The organism is Paraburkholderia hospita, from assembly GCF_002902965.1.
GTDB lineage: Bacteria > Pseudomonadota > Gammaproteobacteria > Burkholderiales > Burkholderiaceae > Paraburkholderia > Paraburkholderia hospita.
In genome coordinates, this window is sequence record NZ_CP026106.1 from 1,253,259 (window position 1) to 1,272,483 (window position 19,225).

General features: G+C 62.8%; 17 protein-coding genes. 8 read left to right on the forward strand and 9 right to left on the reverse strand.

Annotated features, from left to right (window positions below; translation table 11 throughout):
* Positions 1-46 precede the first annotated feature (46 nt).
* Positions 47-958, forward strand: coding sequence for a LysR family transcriptional regulator (locus C2L64_RS24035; RefSeq protein ID WP_176133861.1), 912 nt, complete (start codon positions 47-49; stop codon positions 956-958).
* Positions 959-1,472: 514 nt separating this feature from the next.
* On the opposite strand, the gene C2L64_RS24040 is transcribed toward C2L64_RS24035, so the two are convergent.
* From C2L64_RS24040 to C2L64_RS24060, 5 genes are all read right to left on the reverse strand, one after another.
* Complete coding sequence (locus C2L64_RS24040) at positions 1,473-3,017, reverse strand: efflux transporter outer membrane subunit (protein ID WP_090835817.1); 1,545 nt, start codon at positions 3,015-3,017, stop codon at positions 1,473-1,475.
* A gap of 11 nt (positions 3,018-3,028) precedes the next feature.
* Positions 3,029-6,286: an efflux RND transporter permease subunit gene (locus C2L64_RS24045; RefSeq protein WP_009770664.1), complete on the reverse strand. Its 3,258-nt coding sequence runs from the start codon at positions 6,284-6,286 to the stop codon at positions 3,029-3,031.
* 28 nt (positions 6,287-6,314) lie between these two features.
* Positions 6,315-7,490, reverse strand: coding sequence for an efflux RND transporter periplasmic adaptor subunit (locus tag C2L64_RS24050; RefSeq protein WP_009770665.1), 1,176 nt, complete (start codon positions 7,488-7,490; stop codon positions 6,315-6,317).
* 205 nt (positions 7,491-7,695) lie between these two features.
* Positions 7,696-8,673, reverse strand: a complete 978-nt coding sequence (locus tag C2L64_RS24055) for a LysR family transcriptional regulator (RefSeq protein ID WP_039902388.1) — start codon at positions 8,671-8,673, stop codon at positions 7,696-7,698.
* Between the two features lie 28 nt (positions 8,674-8,701).
* Complete coding sequence (locus tag C2L64_RS24060; RefSeq protein WP_009770667.1) at positions 8,702-9,391, reverse strand: gamma-glutamylcyclotransferase; 690 nt, start codon at positions 9,389-9,391, stop codon at positions 8,702-8,704.
* A 107-nt stretch (positions 9,392-9,498) separates the two neighbouring features.
* Here C2L64_RS24060 and C2L64_RS24065 point away from each other — a divergent pair, with 107 nt between their 5' ends.
* Positions 9,499-10,029 carry a hypothetical protein gene (locus C2L64_RS24065; protein WP_244144569.1) on the forward strand — a complete coding sequence of 177 codons (531 nt, stop codon included), beginning with the start codon at positions 9,499-9,501 and terminating at the stop codon, positions 10,027-10,029.
* 87 nt (positions 10,030-10,116) lie between these two features.
* Here C2L64_RS24065 and C2L64_RS24070 read toward each other — a convergent pair whose 3' ends face one another.
* Together C2L64_RS24070 and C2L64_RS53370 are read right to left on the reverse strand one after the other, a co-directional pair.
* Complete coding sequence (locus C2L64_RS24070) at positions 10,117-10,353, reverse strand: hypothetical protein (protein WP_007747492.1); 237 nt, start codon at positions 10,351-10,353, stop codon at positions 10,117-10,119.
* 353 nt (positions 10,354-10,706) lie between these two features.
* Positions 10,707-11,240, reverse strand: coding sequence for a hypothetical protein (locus tag C2L64_RS53370; protein ID WP_039902389.1), 534 nt, complete (start codon positions 11,238-11,240; stop codon positions 10,707-10,709).
* Positions 11,241-11,475: 235 nt separating this feature from the next.
* On the opposite strand from C2L64_RS53370, the gene C2L64_RS24080 reads away from it, so the two are divergent.
* From C2L64_RS24080 to C2L64_RS24095, 4 genes are all read left to right on the forward strand, one after another.
* On the forward strand, positions 11,476-12,336 hold the full coding sequence (locus tag C2L64_RS24080) for a MurR/RpiR family transcriptional regulator (protein ID WP_009770670.1): 861 nt from the start codon (positions 11,476-11,478) through the stop codon (positions 12,334-12,336).
* Positions 12,337-12,462: 126 nt separating this feature from the next.
* Positions 12,463-13,503 (forward strand): C45 family autoproteolytic acyltransferase/hydolase, encoded by a 1,041-nt coding sequence (locus tag C2L64_RS24085; protein ID WP_051058291.1) that lies wholly within the window; start codon positions 12,463-12,465, stop codon positions 13,501-13,503.
* Between the two features lie 34 nt (positions 13,504-13,537).
* Complete coding sequence (locus C2L64_RS24090) at positions 13,538-14,875, forward strand: aspartate aminotransferase family protein (protein WP_009770672.1); 1,338 nt, start codon at positions 13,538-13,540, stop codon at positions 14,873-14,875.
* Between the two features lie 32 nt (positions 14,876-14,907).
* On the forward strand, positions 14,908-15,462 hold the full coding sequence (locus C2L64_RS24095) for a carboxymuconolactone decarboxylase family protein (protein ID WP_009770673.1): 555 nt from the start codon (positions 14,908-14,910) through the stop codon (positions 15,460-15,462).
* 137 nt (positions 15,463-15,599) lie between these two features.
* Here C2L64_RS24095 and C2L64_RS24100 read toward each other — a convergent pair whose 3' ends face one another.
* Positions 15,600-15,893 (reverse strand): DUF4148 domain-containing protein, encoded by a 294-nt coding sequence (locus tag C2L64_RS24100; RefSeq protein WP_039902427.1) that lies wholly within the window; start codon positions 15,891-15,893, stop codon positions 15,600-15,602.
* A gap of 325 nt (positions 15,894-16,218) precedes the next feature.
* Between C2L64_RS24100 and C2L64_RS24105 the strand changes: the two genes are divergently transcribed.
* Both C2L64_RS24105 and C2L64_RS24110 read left to right on the forward strand, forming a co-directional pair.
* Positions 16,219-16,644: an OsmC family protein gene (locus C2L64_RS24105; RefSeq protein WP_007747477.1), complete on the forward strand. Its 426-nt coding sequence runs from the start codon at positions 16,219-16,221 to the stop codon at positions 16,642-16,644.
* Between the two features lie 120 nt (positions 16,645-16,764).
* Positions 16,765-17,604: an isocitrate lyase/PEP mutase family protein gene (locus tag C2L64_RS24110; RefSeq protein ID WP_009770675.1), complete on the forward strand. Its 840-nt coding sequence runs from the start codon at positions 16,765-16,767 to the stop codon at positions 17,602-17,604.
* A 74-nt stretch (positions 17,605-17,678) separates the two neighbouring features.
* Here C2L64_RS24110 and C2L64_RS24115 read toward each other — a convergent pair whose 3' ends face one another.
* On the reverse strand, positions 17,679-19,184 hold the full coding sequence (locus C2L64_RS24115) for an HdeD family acid-resistance protein (RefSeq protein WP_009770676.1): 1,506 nt from the start codon (positions 19,182-19,184) through the stop codon (positions 17,679-17,681).
* Positions 19,185-19,225 lie beyond the last annotated feature (41 nt).

Consider the following 19,225-nt stretch of genomic DNA (forward strand, 5'->3'; position numbering starts at 1 on the left):
TGCTAAAGTGGCCGAACCCCTCGATTCCACGCCAATCGATCGTCAAATGAACGAACGCGCAGATGCACCGATCAATGAGATCGCGGTCTTCGTTGCGGTCGCGCAGAGCGGCAGCTTCACCCGCGCGGCCGAAGAAATAGGCAGCAGCAAGTCGAATGTCGGGAAGGCGGTACAGCGGCTCGAAGCGCGCCTCGGCACGAAGCTGTTCCAGCGTACGACGCGCGCGGTCCGCCTCACCGAAGATGGCGAGACCTATCTACAGGCCGCCCAACAGGCGCTCGACGGTCTACGCGAAGCGGAGCAGCAGCTCGCGTCGAGACGCTCGGAGCCGGCGGGGCGCGTCAAGATCGATCTGCCTGCGGGGTTCGGCCGGCTGCTGCTTCCCAGCTTCATTCAACTGCGCGACAAGCATCCAAAGATCACGCTCGAAGTGGCGCTTACCGACCGGATGTCGGACCCCATCGGCGAAGGATGGGATGTCGTCGTGCGTATTGGTGCGTTGCCCGATGATAGCGAGCTGACGGTGCGCAAGCTGTGCGACCTGCGCCTCGGGCTCTATGCGTCGCCGGAGTACCTTCAACGGCGCGGCGATATTCACGATATCGGCGCGCTCGCTGCACACGATGCGATCGTTTTTCGTGGACCTTCAGGACGTTTGCGCGCATGGACGTTGCAGGATAGCGATGCTGTCAGGGAGTATTCGCCACAGCCCGTGCTGGTGCTCGCCGACGGACAGGCGCTCGTGGAAGCGGCCGTCGCCGGCTTCGGCGTCGCGCAGATTCTCGATCGCGTGGCGCTTCCGTATGTGAAGGCGGGAAGGCTCGTGCATCTGTTGCCGAATGCCGATGTCGATGGGCCACCCGTGCACGCGATTATCTCGCTCGGGCAGAAAATGGCGGCGAAGACGCGCGCGGTCGTCAATCATCTCGCGGAGACGTTGCAGCGAGAGGGGCGCTAGGCGCTTGTGTTTCGATCTCTCCGATAAAGGGTTTATTGAGGATTTCGGGGGGGTGTGGCTGCCGGATGTTTGAGTTTTGTTCTGCGCGGACGCCGTTGGTCTTTCGCTTTCGCTTTTGCTTTTGCTGGCATCCGCGTTATGCCTACGTGCTGCAAGCGTCGCCCCTGTGCGGGGCGGCACCTACTTTTCTTTGCCGCCGCAAAGAAAAGTAGGCAAAAGAAAGCGGCTAACACCGCCAATCCTTGTTATTGCCTGCGGGCCCCCAACGGCCGCGTCCCGTTCGCGGCGGCGTTCTTGCTGAGACCCGCTGCCAACGCTCTTGCCAGTCACATCACCTCCTTCAATCACCCGTAGAGAGGCTGGCGGCAGCGAATCGTTGCTGCCGCCCAGGTGGCAAACTGTGTGTAGGTTGTCGCGTCACACAAGTCTGCGCTCTTGCGACACCGACCTTGCTTTCCAGTCCGGAGTGATGCGTACGACGCGAAAGCCTGCTCACAGTTGTCACCATCAAGCCTTACTTCTGTGCGACTGTCGTTTGCGTCGCGGTTGGATGCCCCGCTTCACCCAGCGCGGCCGGCTGCGGAACGACATCATCCCATCCACCGCCAAGCGCGCGAATCAGATTGACCGTCGATGCAGTCTGCACGCCCTGCAATTGCACGGCCGCGCGTCTTGCCTGCAAAACAGTCCGCTCGGCGTCGATCACATCGAGATAGTTCACAGCGCCTTCCACATACTGCTTGCGGGAGAGATCGGCGGCGCGCTGCGAGGCGTTGACGGCTTCTTCCTGAGTTCGCGTCTGGGTTTCGAGGATGCGCATGTCGGAGAGGTTGTCTTCGACTTCCTGAAACGCGACGAGCACCTGCTGGCGATACTTCGCCACATCCTCTTCATAGACGGCGCGCGCATTCGCCAGATTTCCCTTGCGACGGCCACCGTCGAAGATCGGCACGTTCAGCGCGGTGCCCGCCAGCGGACCTAACAGAAACGCGCGGCTGCTCCATTTGAAGAGATCGCCGAGCGTTGCCGATTCGAAGCCTCCCGTGCCCGTCAGCGTCAGCGACGGGAAGAACGCAGCCTTCGCAACGCCGATGCGCGCATTGGCGGCCGCCATGCCGCGCTCGGCGGCAGCGATATCCGGACGGCGCTCCAGTAGCGATGAAGGCAGGCCAGGCGGAATCCGAAAGTTGACGGGTTCGAGCGGATTGACCGCCATCGAAAATTCTGCGGGCGCGTGGCCGAGCAGAACCGCGAGGCCGTGCTCGGAAGCCGCGCGAAGGCGCTGCACCGTCATCGCGTCGGACTTCGCTGATGCAAGCTCGGCCTGTGCGCGTTGCAGATCGAGTTCCGTGATGTCGCCTTCCGCAAATCGACGCTGCACGAGCTTCAACGCCTGTTCACGCAACGATACGGCCTGCGCGAACACCTGCGCTTCGGCATCGAGTTCACGCAACGCAAAGTAGTTTTGCGCGACATCCGCCTGAAGCGTCAGCAGCACCGAACGATAGAGCGCTTCGCTTTGTTGCGTATCGGCTTTTGCGGCATCGACGCTCGACGCGACGCGGCCAAACAGATCGACCTCGTATGATGCGCTAGCCTGCGCGCGCCAGAAGGTTTGCTGCGGCACGTTCGTGCCGTCGGGTTCGAACAGCGATGCCGCCGACACGCGTTGCCGCGTCGGGCCGAAACCCGCATCGAGCGTCGGGAACAGGCCCGCGCGCGCAGCCTGGTTCAGTGCACGCGCTTCCTTCACGCGCGCCGCGGCCGCCTTCAGATTCTGATTGGCGTCGAGCGCCTGCTGTTCCAGTTCATCGAGCTTCGGATCGGCGAACACTTTCCACCACTCGCCTCGGGCCACGTCCTCGGAAGGCTGCGCCGCCTTCCAGGCGCCCACTGCTTCACCCGCAAGCGGTTGGGGCGGCGCTTCCTTGAACGTGCCGCTGACGCCCGGCGTCGCGGGCACGTCGTAGGTCGGCGCCAGCGAGCAACCGGCGACGACCAGCAGCGCGCCAAGCAGCAGCGAACCCGTAAAACCCTGTTTCCAGAATGTGCTTCTCATGATGATGCTCCTTAATCCTGCAAGGCCGGTTCGCGGACCTTCGCATCCGCTGCGGCGGGCCTGCCGCTCGCGCCATGTTCGTTGCCGTCGCGCTCGTCCGGACCATGAACGTGCGGACGGCGGCCGTGCTTGTCCCTGAGCCGCTTGCCGCCCGAGAGCTTGCGCAGGAGCACGTAGAACACGGGCGTCAGCAGCAGCCCGAAGAACGTGACGCCCAGCATCCCGAAGAACACCGCAATGCCCATCGCGCGACGCATCTCCGAGCCCGCGCCCGTCGAGATGACGAGCGGCACCACACCCATGATGAAAGCGATCGACGTCATCAGAATCGGACGCAAGCGCAGGCGACATGCTTCGATCGCGGCCTGCACGATCGAGCGCCCCTGAATTTCCAGCTCCCGCGCGAACTCGACGATCAGAATCGCGTTCTTCGCCGACAGACCGACCAGCACCATCAAGCCGATCTGCGTGAAGATGTTGTTGTCGCCACGCGTGAGCCACACGCCGAACAGCGCGGACAGAATGCTCATCGGCACGATCAGGAGAATGGCGAGCGGCAGCGTGAGGCTTTCATACATTGCGGCCAGTACGAGGAACACCAGCAGCACGCTGATGGGAAACACCCAGAACGCCGTATTGCCCGTCAAAATCTGCTGATACGTGAGATCGGTCCACTCGAATCGGATGCCGCGCGGCAAGGTCTGCGCGGCGATGCGTTCGACGGCCGCCATCGCCTGACCCGACGAGTAGCCTGGCGCGGGACCGCCGTTGATGTCTGCGGCGAGATAGCCGTTGTAGCGCACCACCATTTCCGGGCCGTAAGTCGGCGTCACCTTCACGAGCGACGACAGCGGCACCATCTCGCCTTTGTCGTTGCGCGTCTTCAGTTGCAGGATGCTGTCCGCCGTCGCGCGAAACGGCGCGTCGGCCTGCGCCCGAACCTGATACACACGGCCGAATTTGTTGAAGTCGTTCACGTACAGCGAGCCGAGATAGATCTGCATCGTGTCGAAGACGTCCGTCACGGACACGCCGAGTTGCTTCGCCTTCTCGCGGTCCAGTTCGACGTTCAGCTGAGGCACGTTGATCTGATAGCTGGAGAAAGACGGGCCGAGTTCGGGCGCCTTCGCAGCCGCGGCGAGGAACGCCTGCGTGGCCTTGTTCAGCGCTTCGTAGCCGAGCGCGCCGCGGTCCTCGATCTGCAGCTTGAATCCGCCGATCGTGCCGAGACCCTGAACGGGCGGCGGCGGAAACGTCGCAATGGCCGCGTCCTTGATGCCCGCGTATTTCGTGTTCAATCCGCCGACGATGTCGGCCGCCTTTTCGCCTTTGCCGCGCTCCTTCGACGGGTTGGTCACGGAGAACACCAGGCCGCTGCTCGACGAATTCATCAGGCCCGTCACCGACAGCCCCGGGAATTCCGTCGTGTGCTTGACACCCGGCTGCTGGCGCGCGATGTCGCCCATTTCGTTCACCACCTTCTCGGTGCGATCGAGCGATGCGCCTGCGGGCAGTTGCAGGATGCTCACGAAATAGTCCTTGTCCTGCGCGGGGACGAAGCCGCCGGGCACGATCTTGCCCAGCAGGACGGTGCCGCCCAGCAGCACGGCATACACGGCCATCATCGCGAGCTTGCGGTTGATGATGCCGCCGACACCCTTGCCGTACGCGTCGGAACCGCGATTGAACAGCCTGTTGAACAGGTTGAAGAACGGCCCGAAGACGCGGTCCATAACGCGCGTGAGCCAATCCTTTGGCGCGTGATGGTCCTTCAGCAGCAGGGCCGAGAGGGCCGGCGACAGCGTGAGCGAGTTGAACGCCGAGATGACGGTCGAAATCGCAATCGTCATCGCGAACTGCTTGTAGAACTGCCCGGTGAGCCCCGACATGAACGCAAGCGGAACGAACACGGCGACCAGCGTGAGCGCAATCGCGATGATCGGGCCGCTCACTTCCCGCATCGCCTCATACGATGCTTCGAGCGGTGTGAGGCCCGCCGCGATATTGCGCTCGACGTTCTCGACGACGACGATCGCATCGTCGACCACAATGCCGATAGCCAGCACCATGCCGAACAGCGATAACGCGTTGATCGTGAAGCCGAACGCGAGCATCAGCGAGAACGTGCCGACAATCGACACGGGCACCGCGAGCAGTGGAATCAGCGAAGCGCGCCAGGTTTGCAGAAACACGATGACCACGACCACCACGAGGAGAATCGCCTCGAACAGCGTGTGCACCACGGCATCGATGCTTTCTCGCACGAACTGCGTCGGGTCGTAGACGATCTCCGCCTTGACGCCTTCGGGCATGTCCTTTTGCATTTCGGCTGTAAGACGGCGGATATCGTCCGAGATCTGCAGTGAGTTCGCATTGGGCTGCTGGAAGAGGATGATCTGAACGGCCTTCTTCCCGTCGATACCCGCGCGCAGCGCGTAATCGGACGCGCCCATCTCGACGCGCGCGACGTCACCCAGATGCGTGACCGCGCCATCGGGCGACGTCTTCAGGATGATCCTGCGGAACTCGTCCTCCGTTTTCAGGCGGCCTTGCGCGTTCACGCTCAGCTGCAGCGGAATGTTGGTCGACATCGGCGCGCCGCCGACGATGCCCGCCGCGACCTGCACGTTCTGCTCGCGAATCGCCTTGACGACGTCGGTTGCCGTCAGGTTCTGGCGCGCCACCTTGGTTGGATCGAGCCACACGCGCATCGAATAGTCGCCCGAACCCCATAGCACGACTTCGCCGACGCCCGGCACCTGCGCGAAGCGGTCCTTGATGTTGATGAGCGCGTAGTTGCGCAGATACGTCAGGTCGTAGCGATCGTTCGGCGAGACGAGATTGACGCCCATCGTGAGCGTCGGCGACGACTTGACGGTCGTCACGCCTAGCCGCTGAACGTCCTCGGGCAAGCGCGGCATCGCCTGCGATACCCGGTTCTGCACGAGTTGCTGCGCCTTGTCCGGGTCGGTGCCGAGCTTGAACGTTACCGTCGTCGTCATGTTGCCGTCGCTGTTGGCCTGCGACTGCATGTACAGCATGTTCTCGACGCCATTGATCTGTTCCTCGATGGGCGACGCGACGGTCTCCGCGATCACTTTCGGGTTCGCGCCTGGATACTGCGCGCGGACCACGACGGAAGGCGGCACGACTTCGGGATATTCCGCCGTCGGCAATTTCGTCAGCGCGATCACGCCCGCCAGCAGGATCACTACCGACAGCATGGCCGCGAAAATCGGCCTGTCGATGAAAAACTTTGAGATGTTCATGATGAGTCTCTCGTCTCTTCTCGTCTTGTTACGCCGGCTGGCGTGCCGCATTGACCATGTCGACGGCGTGAGGCTGCACGGTGTCGTTCGGACGGGCGCGCATCGAGCCGTTGACGACGATGCGTTCGCCTGCCTTGAGACCCGAATCGACGACGCGCAGGTTGTCGTGCAGCGCCCCGAGCTTGACCTCGCGGTAGTGGACCTTGTTCGCGCCGTCGACGACGAGCACGTACTTTTTGGCCTGATCGGTGGCGACGGCGGCGTCGTCGATGAGGATCGCGGGGTGCGCTTCGCCGCCGCCCACTTGCACGCGCGCGTAAAGGCCGGGGACGAGCGCGCCGTCGCGGTTATCGATGGTGGCGCGCACGCGAATGGTCGCCGACGATGTGTCGAGCCGGTTGTCCACCGAACTGATCGTGCCTTTGAGCGAATAGCCTTCCTCGTTCGCAAGACCGATCGTGACGGGCACCTTTGCATTGCGGTCGCGGCCGAGGTACTGCAGATAGGTTTGTTCGTCGACTTCGAATGACGCGTAGATGGGGGACACGGAAACGAGGGTCGTCAACAGCGGAGCGTTGGCGCCCGCCGATACGATGTTGCCGGCCGTCAGTTCCGCGCGCGACACGCGGCCCGTCACGGGCGCTGTCACGTTCGTGTAGCCGAGATTCACCTGCGCGGATTCGAGCGAGGCTTCGGCCGCCTTGACGGCCGCCGATGCTTCACGGTCCGCGTTGTGCTTTTCGTCGTAGTCGCGTTTTGCGATCGCGTTGTCGGCGAGCAGGCGGTCAGCCCGCGCCGCATCCGTCGATGCATACGAAGCGCGCGCTTTCGCAGCCGCGAGCTGCGCCGCCGCGCGATCGACTTCCGCCTGATAGGGACGCGGGTCGATCGTGAACAACGGGTCGCCTTTTTTCACCAGTGCGCCGTCCTTGAAGTGCACTGCGACGATCGTGCCGGGTACGAGCGGGCGTACGTCGACGCGATCGATGGCTTCGAGCCGTCCCGAGTAGCTTTGCCAGTCCGTGATGGTCTGAGACAGGACCGTCGCGACATCGACTTCGACGGCGGTTGGCGGCATATCGGCGGCATGGGCGGTGTCGACGGGACCGCTGAGCGGACCGCGAAGATAGCCAAGCCCGGCGACAGCGCCAACGAAGGCGACAGCACCGAGCGCGACGGTCATCCGTTTTCGGTTGGGATACATGAATAGATATCCTTATCAATGTAAATGGATCATTGAAGAAGCGGTCGAATTGATTTCCTGCGCGAGCCCGTTGCATTCGCGGGCTGTCAGCGTTGCCGCGAGTATGGACTGTGCGATCTGGCGGATAAAGCGGGCGGGAGTGGTTTCTTTGTGGCTTGTGGGGCGACAATGTTGCGTGCGTTCGACGCAGTCGTCCGCGAACCGGCTATGAATGCACGAGGTCCGTTTCCTGGGATCGTGCGATGCCGTGATGGTCGTGGCTCATTGCTACGGATAGGCTTTTACGTAGCAGATGACAGCCTTCGAACCGCTCGGACACCCACTCGACAAACGCTCTGACTTGTGGCGACAAATGCCGGTTGTGCGGATAAACCGCCCACACAGGTAAGGGCGCGCGGCGCCATTCGCCCAGCACTTCGATCAGCGCGCCAGTTTGCAGATAGCGCGAAGCGAAAAATTGAGGCACCTGGATCAGCCCGAGCCCCTGCAGTCCGCATTGAAGGTAGGCGTCTCCATCATTGGCGGCGAGTTTCGAACGCATGCGAACTTCCACCGGCTCACCGTCGACGATGAAGTTCATCTCCATGATTCGGCCGTTGCGGCGGGAGAAATAGTTGACTGCGACATGAGCGTCGAGCTCAGCCAGCGACTTCGGCTCTCCGAATCGCGACAGATAGTCCGGGCTGGCGACAGTGACGAACTCCGATGTGCCGATACGCCGCGCGACGAGCGTCGAGTCGGGCAGATGGCCCATGCGTATCGCGCAATCGACGCCTTCCTGCACGAGGTCGACGGGTTTGTCGCTGACGCCGAGCATCAGATCGATGTCGGGATAGCGCGCGTGGAAGTCGTCGAGCGCGGGCACGACGACGAGCCGGCTTATCGAGCCGGGCATGTCTACTTTTAGTTTTCCGCGTGGCAGGGCCGCAGTCGAAAGCGAGGTTTCGGAGTCTTCGACCTCAGCGAGAATACGAGCGCATCGCTCGTAGTAGGCCGCGCCGTCGGGCGTCAGGCTGATGCGTCGCGTGGTGCGGTTCAGCAGACGCACCTTGAGGTATGCCTCCAGATTCTGGACGATCGTCGTCACCGACGAACGTGTCATCTGCAGCGCGTCGGCCGCGCCGGAAAAGCTGTTGCAGTCCACGACCTTCGTGAAGACCTGCATCGCCTGAAGTTTGTCCATGATTGCGTGCTTCGTGTCGAGGCGTCTTTCAATGCTCGCCACGGCAGACGGGCACGTCGCGCGAGTCGTGCGAAGGACGTTCGATTGCGTGGACAATCGCTTCGACATAAGGATCGTTCACGCCGCATTCCGTAAGCGCCGCGTGCAGCTTGAACAGATACTCGGCATTGGTGCCGAACGTGCCCATCGCGCACCCGATCAGCGGGGCGACGGTGGGCACGGACGAATCGTGCTGGAACTGCTCGCGGGATTCATCCGCGACGAAGGCAATCGCGTGCGTTTGCCTGCCGTCTTCGAGCGTGATGGGCGCCCAGGTGGGACGGTACGACCCGAGCACCATCTCCCGTATCCAGATGAGCCGCAACTCGTCGTTCGATGTCGCGGCGCGTAGTCGAAACGCGATGCCCCGGGTGTGCCCGCCGGGACGAAGCGCGAGCATCCTGCCTGGGTTGTCCGGGCTTGCGCGGCCCGCTGTCATCTGCAGGCAGAAGCTGCGTTGCCAGCCGTGCAGCGTCGCGACCATCCGCTTGTCGAACTCGATCATCGGGTTCCAGATGAGCGAGCCATAGGCGAATACCCATATCGAGCCGGCGTCGGCTGGCTTGTCCCGCAGCGTTGCTTCGAGCGATGCGGCGATCTGTTCGAGCGTCCAGAGGTCCGGCAACGATTCGAAGTGTTGCAGGTATGCGCCTGAGTCAATGATCTGTCTGGTCACCATCTTCGTCGCCCGTGGAGATTGCGTCACATCGGGACGTGACGCGGTGATCGGCGACATGTCCCGAGAATGGGCACGAGTATGACGACGGCAGCGCGTCGGATAAACCGTTGCTGCGGAAACGCTTTGGCGACGCAGGGGCGACAATCGGGCTTTTACTGAAGCTGCGACGTGAGGAAGACTCCACTGTAATACCTGCCGCGACGTCAGGCCTGTTTCATGCTCCGCGCTGTTCATCGATTCGTGGGGAGCGAAAGATGAGCAACGCACGCATGACTCAAGCCGCATTCGACAGCGAAGTGGAAGCTCAGGTCACTTTGCTTACGTTGATAGTCGCGCTGCATCTGCTCGTCTATGCCGAAACACGATGGTGGCTGTCGCCGTCGCAGGCGGTCGACACAATGCGACGTTGGCACATGCCCGATTCGAGCGCGGTCGATGTCACGCGCCGGGTCATGCTGTCGAGCAGGGCACTACCGCTTGCGATGCGTCTCGCCGAGTGCCACTCGTGTCTCGTCGACCCGGCCGGAATGCAGGCTACCTTTACCGATCATATTCACATCGACAGAGGCGCGGACCGATACCTGCTTATCCGCGAAGCATGTAAAGCAGCGCTGTTGCGCCAGCGAGATGGAATGTGATGTTCCATGCGGGGTGGGCGCGTGCTTCGCCCGAGGACGGCCGCGAAGCACGCGTTACGCGCAGCGAATGTGCGCGGTGGGTCGGTGTCAGCCTTGCGGCAGCGGTTGCCCGGCCGTTTGCCAGTGCTCGGTGACGGCCTTGTCGGTGATGCGGACCTTCGCGAGCAGCGGCACATAGCCACGCAACTTGATCTCGCCGACAGCGAGCATTTCTGAACGGTAGATCTCCGGGGTCACTTTGGTGCCGTCCTTGAATTCGACGGTGTATCCATCGATCGGCCCCCATCGGCCCTTCGGTACGGGTTCGACATAAACGTGCAACATTTGATTTTCTCCAGCGGTATGAAAAAAACACTGGGCGGGTCGCACCGGCTCGCCGATCGGTCGGCTGGTCGTCGTCGAGTATCCACCTCTTGTATAAGAGAGTACCGAATCGGGAGATCGCCGCGAGGTAGGAATGTGGTGCGTCGAACGGATAAAAAATGTTTAAAAATCAAATGGATGCTGATCGTATTTCACAAAGCGAAACGAGTTTTTCCCATGCGCATCGCTTTCACGATGCCATGCAGCATGCGGTTTTGTGACACGGGCAATGATTTTGCAATGTGGGATTTCGAGTACAGGTCGTAAGCGCACGCATGTCGAGCGGGATTTGAAGGCCATTGCGTTCACACGAACTACGTATCGTCTTCTTCACGATAGACGCGAGGCATATGCAGGCACGGCGTGGTCAGAAAGACCTGGCCTGTTTTGCTCACGATGATTGCCCCTCTCGTGTCGAGAATCGAAACGTTCAGGATGAAAACCAGGTTGGTGATGTTTCGTTTGTTGTCGGGCGTTTGCCACCACCAGAGTTCGGGCATTTTCAGATAGAGCGAGTACATCCCCAAAATGCTGATTCCCGCCTCCGATGTTGGCCCCTTCTTGGTGTGCATCGGGTCACAAGTCAAAACCTTTATTGTTTCCAGCTCTCCATTGCCCCAGAAAGCGGCCGAGAAATTTCGCGCGATCAGGCCTTCAACAGGTACTCCGTCTGCGCTGCGGACACGGACGAGAGTCGGAACTTTGATTGCCGACTTGTCCGCGGCAGGGTTGAACATCGGACCAGCCGGTGTCGACGTAAAGCCGATTGCTCCGTCGACGAGGATGTCTTCGTGAGCAAAGCGGACGGGGGTATCTGCGGGTGCCTTGACGATAGGTCCAGTAACCACGGTTCACTCCTTGTTATGGGCGCAATTGCGACGCGGGATGATTTATCTGCTTTCAAATCGTCGACGAGTGCTACTGCATTACGTTAGGTCAATCAGGGTGATTGCGTGTTTCGAAGTGTTGGCAAGCGAACAAAACATCATGGTTCTTCAGCAGGCCCACCACGCCACTCCTCATTGGCCCCCCTCCATACCGGGTGATAACATTTGTTGTCATCCTCATCCCCCGGTACACCGTATGCCCGACACCTTCGACCAGCTCGCCGCCCTGATCCGTGGACGCTTCTCCGAACTCAGTCCGCAGTTCCAGATGGGCGCGGCGTTTCTGCTCGATCATCCCGATGAGGTCGCCGTCTCGTCGATGCGCAAGGTCGCCGAGCGCGCGCAGGTGCAACCCGCGTCGCTCGTGCGGCTGTCGCAGCAACTGGGCTTTCCGGGCTGGAACGAATTGCGCGATCTGTTCGTCGCACGGGTGCGCACCCGGCCCGAGCCGCTGACGAGCCGCGCCCGCTCGCTCGTCAAGGGTCACGCGAAAGACGCGCTCGCGCACGATCTGCTCGTCGCGCAACAGCACAATCTCGAAGTCACGGCCGCGCACAACGCGCGCGTCACCGTCGAAGCGGCCAAGCTGCTGCGGCGCGCGCCGCACGTGCATGTCGCCGGGTTCCGGTCGTGCTTTCCCGTCGCGTTCGGTTTCGTCTATGGATACCGGCTGTTTCGTTCGTCCGTCTCGCTGCTGTCAGGCGAAGCGGGCACGCTCGAAATGCAGTTGCGCGGCATCGAACGCGACAGCGCGACCGTCGTCGTCAGCTTCGCGCCATATTCCGTCGAGGCGGCGCGCGTCGCCGAAGCCGCGCTGGAAAAGGGCAGCAAGCTGATTGCGATCACCGACAGCGCCGTGTCGCCCATCGCGCTGAACGCCGACAAGGTGCTGATCTTCTCGCACGAAAGCCCGTCGTTCTTCCCCTCGCTCGTGGCGGCGACGGCGATTGCGGAATCGCTGGTCGCGCATCTGCTCGCGCTCGAAGGCACGGACGCCGTCCAGCAGCTCGAACTCGCCGAGCAGTCGCTGCACGCGAAGGGCGCCTACGTGCCCTGACCGGCGCCCGCAACGCTCACGGCAAGGTTCATCGCAACAGACGGGCGCATTGCATCGTCATTGACAACATATGTTGTAATGAACTATAAATGTGCATCGCGTGTTGATTGATGTTCGAGGTGTCGTGTGTCGAAGCAGAGTTGGGAGTTGCATCGGATAGCGGGCGAGCCGTTTGAAATCGGCCGTCAGCTTGGCGAACTGGCGCGGCCGGCGTTCGATCCGTACATGCAGCAGAGCGCGGCGTGGCGCGACGTGCAGGCGTGGCGCGGCCACGCGTTCGTGCAACATCTGCGTGACGCGGCGCGCGCGCACTGTCCGGATCAGCTAGCCGAGCTGGATGGCATGGCGGCGGGTCTCGGCTGGCGGGCGGACGACATTTTCCTGTGGAACTGCCGCGGCGAACTGGTGCACAACACGCCCGACGGCTGCACGACTTTCGCGGCCGTGCGCAGCGGCGACACGCTGATCGCGCACAACGAAGACGGCGATCCGTTCCTGCTCGGCAAGGGTTTGCTCGTCGACATCCAGCCGAAGGGCAAGCCTGGCTTCATCAGCTTCTATTATCCCGGCTCGCTGCCAGGCCACACGTTCGCGGCGAATCGCGCGGGTCTCGCGCAGGCGATCAACAATCTGCGCATCCGTCAGCCCGTGACGGGCGTGCCGCGCATGATCCTGGCGCGTGCGGTGCTCGATCAATCGACGCTCGATCAAGCCGTGCAGCTTCTGCACGACACGCCGCGCGCGAGCGGCTTTCATCACACGCTCGGCGCAGCGGGAGATCGCCGTGTGTTCAGCGTCGAGGCCACGGCAATGCGCTGTTCGGTCGAACCCGTCGAGCGGATTGCGGGCCACGCCAATCACATGATTCATGCTGGCTGCGAAGCCGAGGCGCAGATCGTCACCGATTCGTCATGCGATCGTCAGGCGCGCGTCGGCGTGCTGCTCGAACAGCGCGGCGCGCAGCTCGACGGCGACGCGCTCGTCGACATGCTGCATGACAAGGCGCCTACGGGTCTGCCCATCTACCGCGACGACCCCCGCGATTCCGACGACGAAAACACGCTCGCGACGGCGCTGTTCCAACTCCACGACGACGGTGTCGCATTGCGTGTTCACGCGCAACGCGCCGTCGTTTTCGAAACCTTCATTGCACGCACGGCGGCCTGAACGTCGCTGGCTTCCGCTCACTCAAGGAAAGCGCATGACTACCGTATTCCACCGCATGCCGAAGCAGACCTTGCCCGTGGCCGTCAAAGGCGAGGGCATCGAGATCGTCGATTCGACGGGCAAGCGTTATATCGATGCATCGGGCGGCGCGGCCGTCTCGTGCCTCGGCCACAGCAACCAGCGCGTGATCGATGCGATCAAGCGTCAGGTGCAGGAACTGCCATACGCGCACACGTCGTTCTTCACGACGCAGCCCGCCGAGGAACTCGCCAGCTATCTCGTCGAACGCGCGCCGCAAGGTCTCGCGCACGTGTATTTCGTGTCGGGCGGATCGGAGGCGATCGAAGCGGCGTTGAAGCTCGCGCGTCAATATTTCGTCGAAGTGGGGCAGCCGCAACGGCGGCACATCATCGCGCGCCGTCAGAGCTATCACGGCAACACGCTGGGCGCGCTTGCGATCGGCGGCAATGCGTGGCGGCGCGAGCCGTTCCTTCCGCTGCTGATCGACGCGCATCACGTGAGCCCGTGCTATGCGTATCGCGAGCAGCGCCCGGACGAAACGGAAGAGCAGTTCGCGCAGCGCCTCGCCGACGAGTTGGAGCAGAAGATTCTCGAACTCGGTTCCGACACGGTCGCCGCGTTCGTCGCGGAGACGGTGGTCGGCGCGACAGCGGGTGCGGTGCCGCCCGTGCGCGAGTATTTCCGCAAGATTCGCGCGGTGTGCGACCGCTATGGAGTATTGCTGATTCTCGATGAAATCATGTCAGGCATGGGCCGCACGGGCCACTTGTTCGCATGCGAAGAGGACGGCATCACGCCTGATCTGCTGACCATCGCAAAGGGCCTCGGCGCGGGTTATCAGCCGATCGGCGCGACGCTCGTGAGCGACAAAATCTACCAGGCGATCACGGGCGGCTCCGGCTTCTTCCAGCACGGCCACACCTATATTGGCCACGCGACGGCCTGCGCCGCCGCGCTCGAAGTGCAGCGCGTGATCGCCGATGAACATCTGCTCGACAACGTGAAAGCGCGTGGCGAGCAACTCCGTTCGCTGCTGCGCGAACACTATGCGCAGCAGCCGTACATCGGCGATGTGCGCGGACGCGGGCTCTTCGTCGGCGTGGAACTGGTGCAGGACCGCGCGACGAAAACGCCGTTCGATGCGAAACTGAAGCTGCATGCCGCGATCAAGCGTGAGGCGTTCCAGCGTGGTCTGATGGTGTACCCGATGGGCGGCACGGTCGACGGCAAGATCGGCGATCATGTGCTGCTCGCGCCGCCGTTCATCTGCACGCCGCGCGATATCGAACAGATCGTCAGCCGCTTGACGGATGCGATCGAAGGCGCGCTCGCGGCATCGGGCGCGGCCTGATCGAACCACAAACCCTGCACGAAGAGCTATTCATGACCAACCGCTTGCCTCCTTTCGACGCCAGCCACGCGACACCCGACCAGAAAGCCGTGCTCGACGAAATCCTGTCGGGACCGCGCGGCAATCTGAACGGGCCGTTTCTCGGCTGGATTCATAGCCCCGAACTCGCGCAGCACGCCCAGCGCCTCGGCGCATTCTGCCGCTACAAGACGGGCTTGCCGCTGCGCCTGTCGGAACTGGCGATTCTCGTCACGGCCTCGCGCTGGCAGGCGCAGGCCGAGTGGTTCATCCACTATCCGATCGCCATCGACGCCGGCGTGCGCGCCGAAGACGCCGAAGCGATCCGCCTGGGCCAGACGCCTTCGTTCGCCGACGCCGACGATGCGCTCATCTACGCATTCGCGACGGAACTGTACGACGCGAAGCGCGTGTCCGACGCGACCTACGCGAAGACGGTCGAACGCTTCAGTCACGAGGTCGCGATCAATCTGGTCGCGCTGCTCGGCTATTACGCGCTGGTCGCGATGACGCTGAACGTGTTCGGTATGCGCGCGCAAGGGCAGGACTCGCTGCCGTTCACCGAGTAAGCGGGTTCGGCGCAATCCAGCGCGACAAAAGCAAAGGCCCCGGCGGACTTCATGAGTCAGCCGGGGCCTTCGTTCTTTGGACGGCGGCGCGTGAACCTTGAATCACACGCGCCGCGTCACGTCACGGCAAAAAATGCTTAGTTGCCGCGGAACGTCGAGAAGATGCGCTGTTCGACGCTCGGACGCTTGCCCGACTGCGACGAGCCAGCCGAGACGCCGCCGACTTCCGTCGCTCCCGACGTTGCGCCCAATTGCGGCTTGGCGGGCGGATACGCCACGTCGTTCTGGTCCAGCGAGCCGTTTTGCTGCGCGGCGACCAGTTCAGCCTGGACTTGCGCGCGCGTCACGGGGCCATTGGCTTGCTGCGCGAACGCGGCGGCGGGAACGATCAGAGCGGATGCGACGACCACTGCGGAAAGAAGCGATTTCATGATGACCTCCGAGAACATTTGTTGATCGGTTCGGTTTGAACACCGATGTCCGAACCGTTGACCAGAGTGTATTTCCGACAGGGTGATGAAAAAAGCGGCAGATTGGATAAAGATTCTTGCGGTGGATGAAATAATGGCCATGCGCGCTGCTTCACGGCAGTGCCACCGATATCCGCCTATGATGAAGCTTCGGTCCACGCCCACGGCCCACGGGTTTGGCGCAGCACGCGTGACCGATGCCGACGCGCGTGATTTCGGGCGGGACCGTCGCGGCCGGCATCGTGGTTGGGAACGCGGCAGCGCGAACGCGACACAGGAGCGACTAATGAAGCGCAAAGCATCAGCAATCTGGCAGGGCGGTCTGCAAGACGGCAAGGGCTCGATCTCCACCGATAGCGGCGTGCTCAAGGACACGCAGTATTCGTTCGCGACGCGCTTCGAAAACGGCATCGGCACGAACCCCGAAGAACTGATCGCGGCGGCGCATGCGGGATGCTTTTCGATGGCGTTGTCGGCGGAACTCGGCAAGGCGAACATCAAACCGGAGCGCATCGCGACCACGGCCACGGTCACGCTCGACAAGGACGGCGGCGGCTTCGCGGTGACGGCCTCGCATCTGGACGTCGTGGTGAAGATTCCGGGCGGCGACAAGGCCGCGTTCGACAAGGCCACGGCCGACGCCAAGGCCGGTTGCCCGATCTCGAAGGTATTGAACGCAACGATCACGATGGACGCGAAGCTCGAAACCTGAGCAAGCGGCGCATATTGCGCATCTTTTGCTTTTGCCCGGTCATGAGACAGGCTGGGCAAAACTTCCCATTCCGCACATCCCGAACATTCCGCATCCACTTGTGCGACCGTTGGAGCCGCCATGACAACAACACAAGCAGACAAGGCGCGGGCGTTTCGCGCGCTTCACGAGGCCAGCGTGCCGTTCATCATTCCCAATCCGTGGGATATCGGCTCCGCGCGCCTGCTCGAAGCGCTCGGCTTCAAGGCGCTGGCGACCACGAGCGCCGGCTACGCTTTCACGCTGGGCTTGCCGGACAACGCCGTCGGCCGCGACCAGATGATCCGGCATCTCGCCGAACTCGCGCCGTCGACGGATCTGCCCGTCAGCGCGGACCTCGAAAACGGCTTCGGCGACGCGCCGGAAGACGCGGCCGAGACGATTCGCCAGGCGGCTGCGGCGGGCGTCGTCGGCGGCTCGATCGAGGACGCGACGGGCCGCGCGGGCGATCCCATCTATGCACATGACCTCGCCGTCGAGCGCGTGCGCGCCGCCGTGGAAGCCGCCCGTTCGCTGCCGTTTCCGTTCACGCTGACGGCGCGCGCGGAGAATTATCTGAACGGCCGCGCCGATCTCGCCGATACGATCCGCCGCTTGCAGGCTTTCCAGGAAGCAGGCGCCGACGTGCTCTACGCGCCAGGCCTGAAAACGCGCGAGGATATTGCCGCCGTCGTCAGTTCCGTCGACCGGCCCGTCAACGTGCTGATGGGTATGGCGGGCATGCCGTTTTCCGTCGACGATCTCGCGCAGATGGGCGTGAAGCGGATCAGCGTCGGCGGGGCGCTTGCGCGCGCGGCGCTGGGCGCGTTGCTGCGCGCCGCCAATGAGATGCTCGGGCGCGGCACGTTCACGTACACGAACGAAGCGGCATCGATGAAGGAGGTCACCGATCTGTTCGCGGCCGTGCGCAAGCACGATTAACGCAGCGTTGCGCGTGGCGTTATCGACCCGTAACAGAGCAGGACGGCGATTCGCGCGAACAGCATGGAGCTGTGTTACGAAGCGTCAGGGCGTTTGGCCGGGTAATGCTGATCGGTGACCGGCTGCCAGGGCGGCTCCAACCTGCCTTCCGAACCCGGGTCCTGGCCGTCGGCGGCGTCCGTGTCATAGATATTCGACGCGGCCGCTTTTTCCGCGCGCCAGCGCTGGCGCGATGCGTACATCGTCTGCAGCGCGAGGCGTGCCATCTTCACCCATCCGGAGGGGCGCGGGTCGGCCAGCATGCTGAGCGCGCGTGCGTAGTCGAGCGTGAGTCCGGGCGTCCATGCCATCGTCGCCGAGCGCTTTCTGACCTGTGCCGCGACCCAGAGTTCGGGCGTGGTCGCCACGCGCAGGAACGGCTTCCAGCCCGTGCGCTTTCCCCAGGCACGCACCGATGCGCCCTCGATCGCCGCCTCCAGCGCTTTCGCGACCGTGCTCGAACAATTGCGGTACGTGAGGTTATAGGTCGTATCGCGACGATACTCGGCCCAGAATCGTTCGAGCCGCTCCGGATCATAGTTACGGATGCGGATTTGCCGCGTCGACGGACACCATGCTGCCGATTCCGTCGCGTAGTCCGGCTGGAACAGACCGGGCACGTCGTTGTCGCGTGTCGCGCGCAGGATCCGCGAAAATTCCTCCGGCGACCGCTCGATTTCAACCGCCGGGTACAGGCTGATATAGATGCCTTCGGCCGTTTCGAGCGCGGCGTGCCCCGTCGAGATCGAGCCGTTCCTGTCGACGGCGGCAATGTAGCGGTCGACGATCGGCTGCCGCCGCGCTTCGGCTTTTACTGTCCCAACGGGCGTCCAGACGTGCACGGTCAGCACATGCTCGTGCGGTTCGGGCGGACCGTCGAATGAGTCCGGCAGCGGGCGCTTTTGTCCTGCTGGCGTATCCGTCGTGGCGGTCGTCGCCGCTGCAGTCGCGTGCCCAGCGGGTTGCTCATCGGCGACGGCGGGGTTGATCGCCATTCGCCGTACGCGCATGGCGAGCAGGATCATGTTCCAGCCCCCAAACAGCAAGCCGAATGCCACGCAATACGCAACGGTGCCCGCATAGTGATCGGGGTAGGGCTGATAGAAGAAGATTGCAATCGCAACCTCCAGCCCGCCGCCTGCGGCTGCAATTTTCCACTTCCGGTAGCGGACCACTCTGGCCGCGATCATTTGCAATGCGCCGTCCACGAGAAACAGCGTGCCGAAGATCATCGACAGAATAAAGTTGCCGTGTTCCCCGCCGACCAGCACGAGGGCCGCGGACAGAATGAACGTGATCCCTTTCACGTAGCGCAGGGTGCGCTGGCCGCCCATGCCCGTCCAGGCGACGCATACCGTCGCGACGCCCTCGAGCAGCAGCAGGGCGGCAAACGGCATGATTGGGAACCACAGTGCGCCGTCGAGCGCATCGCAGAAGATCGTCACACCGAGCACGACACTCAGGCAGCCGACCATCAACAGTTCGCGCCAGCGGACGCGGAGATAGTCGACACCAAGAAGAATCATCGCGAGACGGACCATGCTTTCATCCTTGCTGCATTTCCCGATTGATGCAGGCCGGG